The organism is Martinezella sp. CNPSo 3964 (assembly GCF_057784375.1).
Window position 1 is genome coordinate 74,398 of record NZ_JBXSOW010000002.1, and the last position, 14,775, is coordinate 89,172.

General features: G+C 58.3%; 7 protein-coding genes, 1 other RNA gene and 1 pseudogene. 4 read left to right on the forward strand and 5 right to left on the reverse strand.

The window, feature by feature from the left end; translation table 11 throughout:
• The 4 genes and pseudogenes from AC13Q5_RS07010 to thyA (AC13Q5_RS07025) all read right to left on the reverse strand — a co-directional run.
• Entirely contained in the window at positions 1-1,959 is a 1,959-nt protein-coding gene (locus tag AC13Q5_RS07010; RefSeq protein WP_488501249.1) for a hypothetical protein, read from the reverse strand.
• Entirely contained in the window at positions 1,959-6,935 is a 4,977-nt protein-coding gene (locus AC13Q5_RS07015) for a hypothetical protein (protein ID WP_488501250.1), read from the reverse strand. Before AC13Q5_RS07015 ends, AC13Q5_RS07010 begins: the two co-directional genes overlap by 1 nt.
• Before the next feature lie 2 nt (positions 6,936-6,937).
• On the reverse strand, positions 6,938-7,861 hold the full coding sequence (gene thyA / locus AC13Q5_RS07020) for a thymidylate synthase (protein ID WP_488501251.1): 924 nt from the start codon (positions 7,859-7,861) through the stop codon (positions 6,938-6,940).
• Positions 7,862-8,273: 412 nt separating this feature from the next.
• Positions 8,274-8,927, reverse strand: a pseudogene (gene thyA / locus AC13Q5_RS07025) (thymidylate synthase); the annotation flags it as partial.
• Positions 8,928-9,110: 183 nt separating this feature from the next.
• Between thyA (AC13Q5_RS07025) and ssrA the strand changes: the two are divergent.
• From ssrA to AC13Q5_RS07045, 4 genes are all read left to right on the forward strand, one after another.
• Positions 9,111-9,481: a transfer-messenger RNA gene (gene ssrA, locus AC13Q5_RS07030) on the forward strand.
• A gap of 118 nt (positions 9,482-9,599) precedes the next feature.
• Positions 9,600-10,112 carry an SspB family protein gene (locus AC13Q5_RS07035; protein WP_075850873.1) on the forward strand — a complete coding sequence of 171 codons (513 nt, stop codon included), beginning with the start codon at positions 9,600-9,602 and terminating at the stop codon, positions 10,110-10,112.
• A gap of 56 nt (positions 10,113-10,168) precedes the next feature.
• Complete coding sequence (locus tag AC13Q5_RS07040; RefSeq protein ID WP_075850874.1) at positions 10,169-10,363, forward strand: DUF4169 family protein; 195 nt, start codon at positions 10,169-10,171, stop codon at positions 10,361-10,363.
• 104 nt (positions 10,364-10,467) lie between these two features.
• Positions 10,468-10,680: a ribbon-helix-helix domain-containing protein gene (locus AC13Q5_RS07045; RefSeq protein WP_075851841.1), complete on the forward strand. Its 213-nt coding sequence runs from the start codon at positions 10,468-10,470 to the stop codon at positions 10,678-10,680.
• Between the two features lie 180 nt (positions 10,681-10,860).
• On the opposite strand, the gene AC13Q5_RS07050 is transcribed toward AC13Q5_RS07045, so the two are convergent.
• Positions 10,861-14,592 (reverse strand): AsmA family protein, encoded by a 3,732-nt coding sequence (locus AC13Q5_RS07050; protein WP_488501252.1) that lies wholly within the window; start codon positions 14,590-14,592, stop codon positions 10,861-10,863.
• Positions 14,593-14,775: the final 183 nt, after the last annotated feature.

The following is a 14,775-nucleotide window of genomic DNA, read 5'->3' on the forward strand; positions in this document are numbered from 1 at the left end:
TCAGCGTTTCAAGGATTCGCGGTACTTCGAAAGCACCACGACCTTCTCGGACGCTAGTTCGGCGAAGATGCCCGAAGCTTGCACCGCACCCGCCTCGAGTTCCTCGATCTCCAGCTCGATGTAACCGACATTTCCTTGCGAGATCAGCGCCCAGGGACACGCAGGGCAGATCGCGGGTCCGGCCGCCGCGAAATCGGGGCCGACCGCGCCCTGCTCAAAGCCAGCTTCCTTCCTGCATACGGCACGCTCGCATCCCCCTTCCGTATGCGGGCAGCAGCAGGTCGCCCATGGCTTCGGCGTCAGGACAAGATGATGCTTCGACATGGAGCGCAGGACGATCGCGGCCATCCGCTCCGGAACGATCTTCACAGTCTCCTCGAACTTGCGGCGAAGCCTTTGAACAAACTTCTTCAGACGGTCACCCATGGCGCCGACCAGTTCGTTGTCGCCCTCGGCGATCCGACGCGCGACGAAGATCTTGTAGCCCGCCATCTCCTTCAGCCAGATCGCGGACGTTTCCGGGTCGAGACGCAGATAGTCGTTCGCCGTCTCGAGATCGTAGTGCCTGAGGTGATGGGCGAGCGTCTCCTTCTTTCCGTGGTATCGGTATATGAACAGCACAGCGAAGAAGCGGCGGAACTGTCGGGGCGTCCATTCCCAGGCGAGCGTCTTTCCACCGCGGTCCACGTAACTGTCAACCCCGAACTTGTGGGCAAGGCCCTTGATCGTCGCTTTCAGCTTAATCCGGCGGCCGCTGACCGGATCGTTCAGCGTAAAAAGATTCTGACCGTCGTCGGGATTGTCGACGTCGAAAGCGCGCAGCGCCTCGACCGCTCGGGCGACGATCCTTGGAATGGGGATCCACGTCCACTTGCGTTCGGACTTTTCGATATAGACGTTCAGCCACCAGCCGTCCAAATCGTTTCCGGCCAGGCAGTTACGGCGAAGCTTCAGGATTTCCTCCAGGCGCCGCGCGGTAAACGCTGCTATCAAGACGAACGCCGCGGCGACAATCCATTTGACCTGCGCTTTTATTTCGGACGCCAGCTCGCGGCTCCAGGCTTCGGTGTCCCTGGAGCGCCAAGCCACGAGATATCTTGACGCAACCTCCCGCGCGTTGCGTTGGATGTAGTTGGCGCTCTCCGAAAGGAACTTCAGGACGAGCTCGGGCGGCGCGATCGGGGTCGGCTCGGTCGTCGCGCCCAAAGCTCTGGCGCGCTGCGATGCCCCCTCCGGGAAAGGAATGAAATTGATCGAGGGCGCGGCCATGAAATGGCGCAACTGAAACATCGCCTCGAAGACTGTCGTGATCACGTGAACGTTCTGGGCGGTCACGGTTCCCGTCCCGGATCGCAACAAGGTCTTGCCATTCAACCGCGCCGTAGCCTGGTTGATTTCCCTGTGCAAGGATGTCCTGCCCCAGTCTCGCGGAAGGTGGAGGTCGTCAATAATGCGATTGAAGTCGAAGACATTCTTCTGAGCATAGATGCCAGGAACGTCATCCCAACTCTGAAATTTATCAAGGGCAGCTCGAAGAAGCTTTGAAGCCGATGTCACTCCGTCTTTTCCAGCCGCGCTCGCTTCACAGATCGCGTCGACATCATCCGAAGTCAGTCTCGCAAACGACTTGTGTCCACGGGCGGCGATTCCATATGCGAGTTGCATCACCGACACCGCATAGAGACGGTGCCTGTCGGCGTCGTGGATCTGCGTGTAGTTGCCCTCGCGAATCCAGAAGACGAACTCCTTCACCGTGGCGTAGAGCTCTGGCTCGTCGGTCAGGACCCTGCCGCTCGGAAGCCTCACGCGAAAGCTGAACGTCTGCGGCTTGCCTTCTCCCTTCGTGTCCTTGACCGTCCATTCGTCCGCTTCGTAGGGAGCGTCCAGCCATTTGGCCGTGCGATCGAGGATACGACGGGGAGCGGACGCGGTGGTCAGCCCGGCAACTCTTTGCGCCACTAGAACGGCCTCCTGTGTCTGAAGTTGGGATGTGCCATCACCTGATCGGCCAGGGCTTGCGCTTCGCGCCAGACCCGCGCCATGGCGGTGAAGGTTATCTTTTTCTCGACGACTTCGATGAAGATCAGCCATGGGAGCCAGACCGAATGCCAGCGCTCCGGCCGGTCGCGGACCCATTCCTCCTCCGCCTCAATCAGAGAGGCTCGCCATATGATCATGAAGGCGAGGTCCTGCTTTCGCGCGATCACGATCAACTGCGGGCAATTGTTCCAGCAATCGAGCTGCGTGCAGGCGCTTCCCTCGTTTCCCGGCCTCCCATTGCGATCGCGGCAGAGCGTTCCCAGACCGGTCTCCGCAAGGGCCGTCACCCTCTTCTCCATCTCGTCCTTTGGGACGCCAAGCAGGGCCTGTGCATCCTCCTCGGCGTAGACGACCAGCGTCTCCCAATTGTCCATGAATTTGCGGATGTCCATGTCGCGCAGGTAGCGGGTCGGCGGATGGTTCGTGTAGCCCTGACTGACGTTGAGTCCGTGCTGCCCGAGCGTCGCGGCAACATGCGCGCTGGCGTCGCCTTCGAGGGCAGCGATGAGCAGCACCGTCGGCCTCAACATAGATGGGGTCAGCCCGAGATCTGCGAGTTCCGGTATACCTGCGACTATCCTCTTGAAGAGGTCTCTTATCCAATATTCCTCCAGAGGTTTGGAGCGAGTTCTAAAGTTCCCGACGAAGAGAAGTCTGCTTTCGTCCACGTCCAGTGTGGCGCGCAGATCCGCAAGCGAGCCGACCAGCCATTTCATGGCCTCGACGGCATGAGACCGTTCGTCCAGATGGGCATGTATCGGCTTTCCGCGAGCCCGCGCCTTCTCGCCGGTGATATGCACGCAGCCGGCGATCTCGGAAGGCTCCATCGCGCCAGCGAAAAGGGTCCGCCCCACGGCCATGTTGGCTCCCGATCTCGCGAGATAGAGGATCACCGCCGCGCCCACGGCGTCGGAATGAGGCGTGACGTATCCTTCGATGTGCGGTTTTCCCCCGAACTCGAGCGCTCGTTTGACGAAGAACTTACCAAAGGTCACCTCGTCTTTCGGATATAGCCCGCCGAAGCGGTCGGCGATAAGCCGGACGAGATTGGCCAGGGCACGGTCCGGTTCGTCGAGGGGAAAGTATCGTCTCATGTCGAGACGGCGGCGATGCTCGTGGCGGGAACCCGCGACAAGCAATTCCTCCCAGCCATCGCCCAGTTCCTCGCCGACAGCGAGCAGCTCGCGACCGCGATCCCAGTGCCGCCGCCATCGGAGGTAGACTTCGGCAAACGCATCTTCGATCAGAGTCATTCTGCGCTTGAGGACACGCAGGATGATCGTCGCCGGCGTGTCGTCGAGGCGGGCCTTGTCTTCGGTGAGCTCCTTTCGCAGGGTTTTTAGGAAGCCGGCCTCGTCGTCTGGTTCGATGTCTAATTCACGCAGCTTGGCAGCTTCGCGAAGCATCGCCGTGGCGAAGGCGAGGTAGTCGTCCACCCCCTCCTCGGTCTTTGGCCCCTGCGCGATGGTCCGCCGATGCCCGGACTTTTCTCCTTTACCGCGGAGCGGTAGATCGAGTTCCGGGAGAGCGCCGTAGTTCGAGACACGCCTTATCACCCTAGTTGCGTTGTTGAGCTTCGTGTCCGGGGTACTGCCTTTCAGCTCTTGATCTTCATTAACCCACGAGGCGTACAACTGAGTTGCGAATGTCCAGTCCGCGGCAGCAACCGACCTGACGCCGCCGGTGCTGAGACCGTGTTTCACCTTGCGGCAAGTCGGCTCCTCGGAAGACCCGAAAAACCGCAACATCTCCAACAGCGAATTGTAGGCGTCCTTTGCCGCATTCTGGCCGGCTGCCTGGAAACCGCGCCGGAAGGCATTGCCTACGCCTATGAGGAACTGCTTGGACCATCCGAGGTCCTGCAATGTCCTAAAGGAGAAGAGCCGCCCCGCGAAGACGTGACACAGCTCGTCGGCCTCAACCTGCGCCCGAAGCTTTCTGTCCGCTTCGGCAATGACCTCTCTAAACGGAGACCGAACGATGCGGCCCATCGAAATGCCGGTCCTCGACGAAAGCGCCGTGCGGTTGTACGACAATCCGGTCTTGGCGATCTCGGCATTGTCATGGAGACTTGCAACAAGCAGATCGACTTCGGCTCCGATGGACTTGGAGAGGTAGCCGCTCGAAACGATCAAGCGATCGTACTTCTCGATCAGAGCGAGGACGCGGGGATTGCGTACCAGTACAGCGTTTGTGTCAGCCATATCGAAGCGCCGGTAGAAGCTTCTCCGTTCAACCCTGCCGTCACGGGTCTCCAGCGTTCCATCCTCCATCGACTGAATGAGCCACGCTTCCATTTCCGGAACCTTCGCCTCGTGAATGTTCTGGAGTCCCCCCGTCGCCTCTTCGTAGTCATGAAGAATGTCGACGTAGTGGGTCATTGCCGTGATCGAGAACCCAAACTTCCGCGTCAGAGCGCGCCGGTCGATCTTTCCTCTCCGACTGCGCGGTATTCCACCAGCCGCCAGGTAGCTGTTGAGTATGTCGACCAGTCGTCCTCTGGTGTTGTCCAGACCGTAGCGTTGGTGTTTCTCCAACATCGGATAGTATGAGACCACCTCGGCCGCGGCAGGAGACAAGATCGTCTCGGCGGGTTGGTGCTTGCGGAGACTCGGATGCTCCGAGAGGCGCGGGTTCTCAGAGTTCGACTGTTGCTCCGCGGCGGGCGTGACGTCGACCTTTTCCAGAATCTTTTCGGTCAGGTGCTCGGCGGCCTGACCATTCAGTCGAAGTGATTCATCAGCAGATGTCACATTGTCTGTTGTCACAATGGATGGAGGAGCGGATTCGATTTCATCGCAGCCTAGGGTCGATTTTGAAAGATCATTCCCGACCGGAGTTCCGTCCGCGGCAGCGGCAGCACCCGCCTTCGAAGCAGGCTTGTCCTCTTTGGGTATCGTCAGCGCCTGTTCAGTGGTCGTGTTCACCGCACTGTCGACGACTTCGTAGTCGCGAACAATGTGCCGATAGGATCCAAGTGCACGATGATCTATGCCTAGGCCGCGCGCCAAGGCGATCTCGTCCAACGTCCCGTCGGAGGCACGAGGCAGTCCGTCACCACTGACCATGGCGTTTAGCACGGCGACGGCTCGACCAAATGCACTGGATGGAGTGTAATTCTGGTGGCGAACTAGCGAAGGATGAGGCGGAGGAGGAGTGTTCGACCTTTCCTCATTGCTAAACCGATCGTTCGAGACGAACCTTGTTGCGATATCGTAGTCGACAAGGATGCTATCATAGGCGGGAAGCTCCAACCGGCCGATGCGCAGTATGTTCTGGAGTTCAGATCTGTTCAAGCCTCCGTCTGCGGTTCGAGGCAGCCCTGGTCCGAGGACCATTTCGTTCAGAATGGATACGGCTCGGCCAAGGGGGCTGTCAGGCGGATACTCTTGGTGGCGCTTCAGTTGCGGAAAGAACACAAGGAGAGGTCCCAGCCAATCTCCACCGCGTCCGTCCGGCACATCCTGGTGGCTGCCAGTTCCACCCTTCTTGTCTTGGATGACCTGCGAAAAATCACTAGGCCAGCCGTTACCGGCGGCTCGATCTTCACTTCGGTCATTCAAATCCAGTGCCGCGACGCCCCGGCGACCCTCCGCGACATCAGAGCATCCATCTCTGTCCGTCGCGGCGGCACTATCCGGTACAAAATGGGCCGACTTCGCATCGGCGATTGCTGCAATGCCGGTGCCGTGCCGCTCGCGGTACGCCTTCACTTGCTGCGCGTAGCGAGCAAAGACATTGTCGTCGATGCCCGATACCGTAACCAAGGCCTGAGCGAGATAGAAATTGCGGTCGACGGAACCGTCGGAAAGAAGCCGAAGCTTGCCGTGTCCGAGATCCGCCGTCACCGCTGCGTCGATTACGGCGAAGACTGTGTCACTACCAATCGGTTTGATTTCCGTTGCAGGCTGCCCTCCGCCATCACGGTGCTTCTCATTCTCCATCTCGGTCGATGAATGGACCTCATCGTCTTTCGCGCGGACAACGGCCCCTCGGGAAAGGCCGTCAACCTTTGTGCGAATCTGGGCATTTTCAGACAGCAGCGCCCTGGCAGAATCTGGCTTTCGGACACGTGACGCAATTTTATTTCCCGCGGCTTGCTCCTCTTTCGCTTGGCCATGAACGGCCTCGGCACTTCTCGCCGCCTCGCACTGGTCGACGAGGATGTCGTATTTCTCCAAGAGGGCGCTAATCTCCGGAAACCGTGTCTCGAAGTCGGAGTGGGTAATCCCGAATGCGGATTTGAACTGCGCCCTTACCAGTCCGCCTCCACGGCGAGCCCTAAGCGTACCGTCCGCCATTCGAGCTTCGAGCCACTCCTCCATGCGCTGGAGGTCGTCGTCGCGATAGCGCTTGGCGCCACCAAGCTTTCCTTCGAAAGAGTCGAACACCGGAATGTGCGGTGTGAGCGCCGATTTGGTGACACCAAGCTGCGTAGCGTAATGTGTGCGGTCAATCTTTCCGCCTCGACTGAACTTCAAAGTACCGTCGGCGAAATCCCGTGACAGAAGCCCGAAAAGAAGATCCTTTGTCTTGATCTCACCGAGCTTAGCCTCGTACTCTTCGAACAACTCTTTGTAATATTGCGTATTGCTGCATCCGGCACGCCGGGCGTAGTGCAGCTTGCTTATGAACCCGGACTTCGAAAAAACGACGCGTCCGTTTAGAAAATCTTCAAGAAGCATTGATCGCAGCGTTTCTTCAGTCGAGACCTTCTTGGCGCCAAGGTCATCGAACTGTGCGAACACTGCGAGAGGGAGAGCATTTTTCGTCACTCCGAGACGGCGCGCATATGCGGTCCGGTTCACCGAACCAAGCTCGTTCCAGATTATCTCTCCTCGCTTCCGATCTTTCTCAAGCTCTTCAAGAAGCCTGCTGGCCAGAAGCGAAGCCATCGCTAGACTGCGACCGGTGCCTCGATGGCGGGATGCGGATCGTATCCCGTCACCTCGAAGTCCTCGATCCGGTATCCATCGATGCTGTCAGGACGCCGAAGCAGTCGAAGCTTAGGGAACGGCCGAGGTTCCCGCTTCAGGATCGTCTGTGCCAACTCGATATGATTGAGGTAGAGATGGACGTCGCCGCCGACCCATATCAGTTCGTGCGGAACCATGTCCACCTGCTGCGCAACCATTGCAAGAAGCGCCGCCTGTTGACACACATTAAAAGGATTTCCGAGACCCAAATCGTTGCTCCTGGTGCCAGTCATCAGGGATAATTTCGGCGGCTGCTCCCCAATGTCTCCGCGGATCCCGCTCGCAAAGAATTGATAGAAATTATGGCATGGATTTAAGGCCATACGGTCCAAATCCGCTACGTTCCAGGCATGAAACAACATACGTCTGCTCGCCGGATTCGTCCGAAGTGTCTCGATGATCGTCGCGATCTGATCGTACTCTCGCCCGTCCGGGCCGACCCAGCGCCGCCACTGCTTTCCGTAGACTGGGCCGAGGTCACCCCACTCTAGTGCGAACTCTTCGTCATCGAGAATGCGAGCTTCGAAGTCCTCCTGGCTGATCTCAGTGCCGGTCGCCTTCCGATACTTGTCCAGCGGCCAGTCGGTCCATATCCGGACGTTCTGCTTGAGAAGGGACCGGATGTTCGTCTGGCCGGTGAGGAACCAGAGCATCTCCCTAACCGCCGTCTTCCAGTAAACGCGCTTCGTTGTATAAACCGGGAATGTGCCGTCCGACATATCGAACCGCATCATCGCACCGAACGAAGCAAGCGTCCCGACTCCTGTTCGATCGATACGCTTGTCGCCCTTGCTCAGTACGTGCTCGACGATGTCGAGATATTGGTATTCCGGATGACGGGTCATGAATCTTTCCTTGAGTCTTACGCGATCGTGACGCCCAAAATTGGACAAAACAACCGGTCTGGGATTGAAAGAGACGAAGATAACACAACTTATATGGGAATGCGTATTTTTACGCACTCGCCGATTGATTGGACTCACTGCAATATGACTGCGTGATGTCCGATGGGAGCAGCGAAACACACGGCATCACTCTCTGAGCATCAAAGTCAGGACTGCGGCAATACAGCTACGCACGCCTTCTATGGAGAGCAGGAATGTAACGTCGGCGACCACTCGTCACTACCACTGTAACCATCGTGCGCTGTGAACCCCGCCGGGATTCGCCTAGAGGACCGGTACACTATCGTCATTTTCAATGAATCGTGGAATTACCGGTACTTACGATCGAAGATACCGATTCGATACCGGAAAAGAAGGGATTGCCAAGGAACAGATCGCAGGAGCGCTGGAAAACCATAAGACTGAGACGCGGCCGCTTGCCCCCCTCAGCCGCGATGTTCGATACATGGAACTGATAGACCATATGGCAGGGATGCAACGCCATGTCGGCAAGCTCGCCGACATTCCACGCGTGGAAAATCATGCGGCGGCTGCTGGGATTGGTCTTGAGGTCCTTGATGACTGTAGCGAGCTGGTCATGCACGCGACCCTCGGCGTCACGCCATTGCCGCCACTGCTTGCCATAGACCGGGCCGAGATCGCCCCATTGGAGAGCGAAAGCTTCATCCTCGAGAACACGCTTCTCGAAGGCAAGCTGATCGATATCTTCGCCGGTCGCCTTGCGATATTTCGCGAGCGGCCAGTCGGTCCAGATCCGTACATTTTCCTTCAGCAGATTGCGGATATTGGTGTCGCCGGTCAGGAACCAGAGCATTTCCTTGACGGCGAGCTTCCAGTAGACGCGCTTGGTCGTGAAGATCGGAATCTGCCCCTTCGAAAGATCGAAACGCATCATGGCGCCGAGGCCGCTCAAGGTGCCGACGCCGGTACGGTCGATCCGGCGATCACCATGGTCGAGCAGATGCGCCATCAGGTCGAGATATTGATACTCAGGGTGACGAGCCATCTTCCGCTCCGAAATCGCTTGAAATTTCCGGCCATGAGGCTTGCCCAAACAGCAACCCGCCGATTCCTTTTTCGCGATTTTAATGACAAGCCGATACGAAACCAACCGCGGCGAAACGTAATTCAGGCAAATCTTGCGGCCTCATAGACAAACCGATGTTTCCGCGAAGCATTTATGACAATTGCCCTTCCCTTCGCCTGCGGAAAACACTATATCACCCTTGCCGGTCTTCGGGCCGGCTATGGCGATAAATGAGCGGTGTAATAAACCTATTGGACCCGGGGGCGGTACCCGGCGCCTCCACCAAAAACCGGCCGGCAAGACTGGCGTCAGACCGGCTTTTGATGGGGGCGAAACAGGATCGACAAGGGTGTAAAGATCGACTTTTCGCTCGGCATTGTACCGCCGTTATCGGGCTAAAATTGTAGTTGCAAACGACAACTATGCGGAAGCTCGTCTCGCTGCTTAATCGCGGTGTGACACTTCAAATAAAGTCCTAAGGGGTCGCACTCTTAGGCGGGGTTCGAAGGCACCTGGCAACAGAAGCCTTCACCTTCTTCTCCAGTGCTATATTATAGATCGACATGCGGTGACTCGCGCATAGGGCTTTTCCGGCGGCGTTCAGCGTGGCATAAGCCTATAAAAAACATGGCCAACGAAAGACAGGAAAGCATGGGGCAGGATCATATCCGCTACGACATTTTGGCACAGGACGCCCTGCGTGGAGTGATCCGCAAGGTGCTGACCGAGGTCGGCGCTACAGGCCGCCTGCCCGGTGACCACCATTTCTTCATCACTTTTCTGACTGGAGCCCCCGGCGTGCGCATTTCGCAGCACCTGAAGGCGAAGTATCCCGAGCAGATGACCATCGTCATCCAGCACCAGTTCTGGGATCTGAAGATCAGCGAAAGCCAATTCGAGATCGGCCTCTCGTTCTCCGACGTTCCTGAAAAGCTGGTCGTGCCCTTTAACGCCATCCGCGGCTTCTATGACCCTTCCGTAAATTTCGAGCTGGAATTCGACGTACCGCTGGCCGACGAAGAAGAAGAGACCTCCTCCAGCGAGATAACCGCCTATCCGGTGCCGGTCGAAGGCGAAGAGGCGCCGACGGCAGCAGCCAAGGAAGGCGAAGAAAAGAAGCCGGGATCGGTCGTCTCTCTCGACGCATTCCGCAAGAAGCAGTAGGCATTGGGGGGGAAGCATTCGCTTCCCCCTTTTCATATCGGCAATGGAAGAGATCGATGAGCGCCGAAATCGTCAATCTGCGCCAGTTTCGCAAGAAGCAGGCCCGCTCGGACAAAGAAAAGCAGGCGGAGCAGAACCGTATCGCTTTCGGGCGAACCAAGGCCGAGAAGAAGCTGACGACGACACTTAACGAAAAGGCCGCAAAGACGCACGAGGCTGGGCGAATCGAGACCAAGAAGACCGAAGACTAGTTTAGACCCCGAGATAAAAAACTTCAGAAATCAGTTGCTTACTTCCGCATTTTGAATCACTTTCAGAAATATCCCACCATTTCCGATTTTTGATCGATCCGCCGATGATCCGTAAACATTCCGCGACGCTGCATGGCCATCGCACAAGCTTTTCCCTTGAAGATGCCTTCTGGACAGAACTGAAGGCTATCGCCAACGCGCGCGGCATGTCGCTCGCAGCGCTAATCTCCGAGATCGATGACGGACGCGAAGCCGGCAGCAATCTCTCCTCCGCGCTCCGCCTCTATGTCCTCAAATGGCTGAAAGATCGCAATTGATCTGCTAGAGCAATTCCAGGAAAAGTGCGTAGCGGTTTTCCGTCCGGAATTGCGTAAAAACAAAAGGATAGAGTGTTTTCGCGATTCGAAGAAAAGCGGAAAGGCTCTAGCACGGGGCTTGCGGCAACCTCGCGAGTACGCTTACTTCATTCGATACGGATCGGTTCGCAATTGCCCAGCCTACTGGGCAACTCCCGGTAATTCATTGAAGTTCAAAGGTGCCGTCGTTTGCGGAGCAGGACTATTGAGCGGATGCTGAGCTTCCGCCTTGGTTCGCGCGTCAGCCGCCGCCTTGGCCTTGACTGCTTCCTCCGCTGCCTGCTTGGCGCGTGCGTCTTCCTCCGCCTGCTTCTGCGCCGCCGCCTGCCGGGCTAAATCGCGTAACCGTTCCTCTTCCGCACGGCGCTGCTGCTCGATGGCGGCATCGCGCTGGCGCTGGGCCTCGCGCACGCCTGCCGCATATTTGTAAAGCGCTACCTCACGCCGCAGCCGTTGCTTCTCAAGCACATTGGCCTGCAGGCGCTCGACACGCCGGCGTTCACGCTCGAATGCCCGGACCGACAGGAAGCTGGTCACATCTGTTACGTCCATTGTCCGACCAGGTGCAGCCAGCGGTCCGGCAAAATCGAGGCGCAAGGCCGGCTCCGCCCCGCTCAGCGCTTCGACGCCGGCATTGAAATCGATGCCGAGAGAGCCGCGCATACGCTCATCCGGCAGACTGATTTCAGCATTGCCCGAAAGTTTTGCCAGATCGTTGCTCGCGGCAATATTCGTAGCCCGCGCCACGCCCGCGGAGATGTTGAAGGGTATGGTCGTGGCCGGAAGGACCGCTTCGCCATTGTTGAGCAACGTCTGCACGATCGGCAGCACCTTGGCGGCGGTGATATCGCCCTGGATCTGATCCGTCGCCGAAAGGAGCGGAGGCAGAACCGAGAGATTGAGGCCACGCACATGCGTCTCGCCAAGCTTCATTTCGCCCGAGCCGCTGGCATTGGCCGCAAGGTCGGCAATGCTCTTGCCGCTTGCCTCGGCATTCATCGCAAGACCGAAGCGACCTGTGGCAAGCGGCGCTCCGTCGCGCTGCCAGGCGACCGCTGCAAGATCACCATTGGCGAGGCTGAGCTTCGTCTGCAGCAGGCCGGTACCGTCGGAATTGGCGAACATCGCGCTTCCGGTCAGCGTGCCGCCATTCCAGCCGCCCGTCAGATCGTTAAGCCGCAATTCTTCGCCCTTATAGGTTACATTGGCGGTGAAATTCGAAATGGGACCGAATATGCCGGGCCATACCTGTTTTGCGGAAAGCTTGACGCCGATATCCATCCCGCTGAAAGCTGGCAGGCCGAGCTTATCCTGATTGAGAGCCCCCGTTTTCGGATCGCTCATCGGCCCGTAGATGGCTTCCGCCAGCCAATCGAGATCCGCCTTGTCGAGCGACAATTCGCCTGATGCCTTGAGATTCGGTGCTTTCCGATCGATGGTCAGTGTACCGGACATGTTGTTGTCGGCAAACAGCCCCTTCATGTCCGAAAACACGATCTTGTCCGGGTTCAGCGCGGCATTGGCCTGGAACTTGACCGGCAAGCCGGCGCCCATCTGCGGAATGCCGATACCGTTCATTACGAAATAAGGATCGATGTCGGCACTTTCGAGCGATAGCGCTATGTTACCATTGAGGAAGGTGGCGGGACGGACATCCACCTTGCCGTTTGCGGTAAACGACGTCTTGTCGGTCGCAAAGGTGAGAGCGGCATCCGCCGGATCGGTACCGCTTGCAGACACTTTTAGCGTCAGACGACCATTGGCATCGGCTTCGACGGGCAACGGATCGAGACCCGCCTGGCCGAACAGGATCGACGTCACCGAATTTTCCAGCGTTCCTTCTAGGGTCGTGGTGCCCTTGCCCGTGAAAGCCGAAAGATCGGACATGCGATAATCGAAATTGACGCGGCTGCCGTTGGAAACGCCGGCTAGCGTCACCGTCAGCGCGTTGTCCTGATCGCCGCCGAGCGTCACTGCGCCGCGAAGCGCAGTGTTTCCATACCATGCGGCATTGCGCACCAACCGGTCCATGACGGGATGATGCGGCAGATGCTGGCGCAGCATTTCGAAGAACGGCCCCGGATCGGCGGCCTTGAAGGTGATCTCGCCCGATCCCTTGTAGTCGGAAGGCGAACCGTCGGCGCGGCCGGTTGCGGTGATTTCGGCTCCGGCAACGTTGCGCACCGAAAGCTTGTCGAGCGTCAGAGCACCGTCGGCGACGGAAAATGAGGTATCGACATTATCGGCCGGCACGCCGAAAGCCATGAATTTTCCGGCCTGCAGATGCGCCGTGATCCGGTGATCGAAGAGGGATTCCCCGGCATCCTGGCCGGTAAAGAGCCCGGTCAGTGCCCTCAGCGCGTCAAGGTCGAGGGCATCGCCGATCAGGTCGACGGCAAGCTTTGGCGGGGCCTTGTCCGTCCCGCTCTGGCGATCGATCCGACCTTTCAGCGTGGCCGAACCAATGGCGATCTCAAGGTTTTCAAAGCGCTGCTCGTCATGCTGCAGGCTGACATCGGCGGAGAATCCGGCCTGGCGCAGCTGCCGGATCGACGGATCGACGGACCCTACAAGCCATGATGCCAACCCTGAGGGCTGGTTCGACGCGACGACCAGATTGCCGATGAAATTCGGCTCGCCGCGCAGCATGAGATTGCCCCGCGCCTCGACCTGCGTGCGTCCAGGCATCATGCCGATCGCATGATCGATCTTCCATCCCGTTCCCGCCGGCTCGAGATCGAGCTGCACGTCGCGTATGGTCGTGTCGCCTGCCACGATCGCCGGCAGCCGAAAGGTCGCCTTGCCCGGAACCTGTGGCACGGGGATTTCGGCAGCGATCGCAATCAGACTGTTCAAGCGTTGCCGCGCCGAAATTGCCGGGTTGCGATTGGTCTTACCGTTGGTGCCCTTGTTGCTGCCGAGACGGTTGACGTCGATCTGTTGCCCGTCGGCCGTCAACAGGAATTCCGGCTTGGAACCCGTGTCCAGCGTCGCCTCGCCGGTCACGACATAGGGATCGTCATCGGCGCCGACTTCGAGACGGTACTCGGGAACGCGAATGCGATCATTCGTCAGCTCGAAACGGCCCTTGATGCGGGGCTGCGCCTTCTGATCGGCTGAATCATGGGCTTGTTTGTCGTTGACTCCGGCCGTGAAGGAACCCATGTAATCGGGCTTGCTGTTGACCAGTTTCAACTCGCCGTCGAGATCGACATTAAGTGGATGGCGATCCGGCATCAGCCGGGTGCGAACGCGCAGGACGCCGTTGTCATCGGGCTGGCTGCTGGAAACAGTGAAATTGCCATGCTCATTGTCGAGCGCCGCATCGCCCTCGATGCGCCATGGACCGGCAAGCGATCTTGCCGACATCTGGGCGTTCAGGCCCGTAACATGCCGGGTCCTGCCCGTTTGCTCGTCGATGAAGAGAATATCGCCGTCTTCGACATGAACGCTTTCGAGCACTACGGATTTTGCAGGAATTTCCGGCTGGCTACCACGCATCCAGTCGAGTGTGCCATCCTTCAGCAGCCGCAGCCGCACCTTGGGCTTGGATACCCGCATGTCGAAGATCAGCGCTTCACCGGAAAGGAAAGGCGCAAGCTCCGCATCCATGGAGAATTCGGCGATCTGCACCAGCGGCGTGCCATCAGGTTCCTGGCCGACACGGACATCGTGCAGCGTCACCGACGGGAACGGCAGGAGGCGGGCATCCACGGTGCCGTGAACGGTCACCTTCTTGCCGATGATGCGGCTCGCCTGATCCTCGAAATTCTTGCGAAAATCGGTCCAGTCTATGAAGAGCGGAGCGAGCAGCGCCACGAACAGCACCACCACGAGCAATCCACCCAGAAAAACCAGGACCTTACCTAACAACGCGTATCGTCTCCAATCTTCATTCCCAACATATGCAGGTGTCGCTTATCAGAGCGCATACACGGCATAACCTAGAATATGCACAGTTCTACCCGATCCCTGCCGATGACAGCAGCTCTTTTTAAGAGGTATGCCACCCATCTAGCGCATGCATGTGGCTTTTCATGACAAAAACCGGAAAGT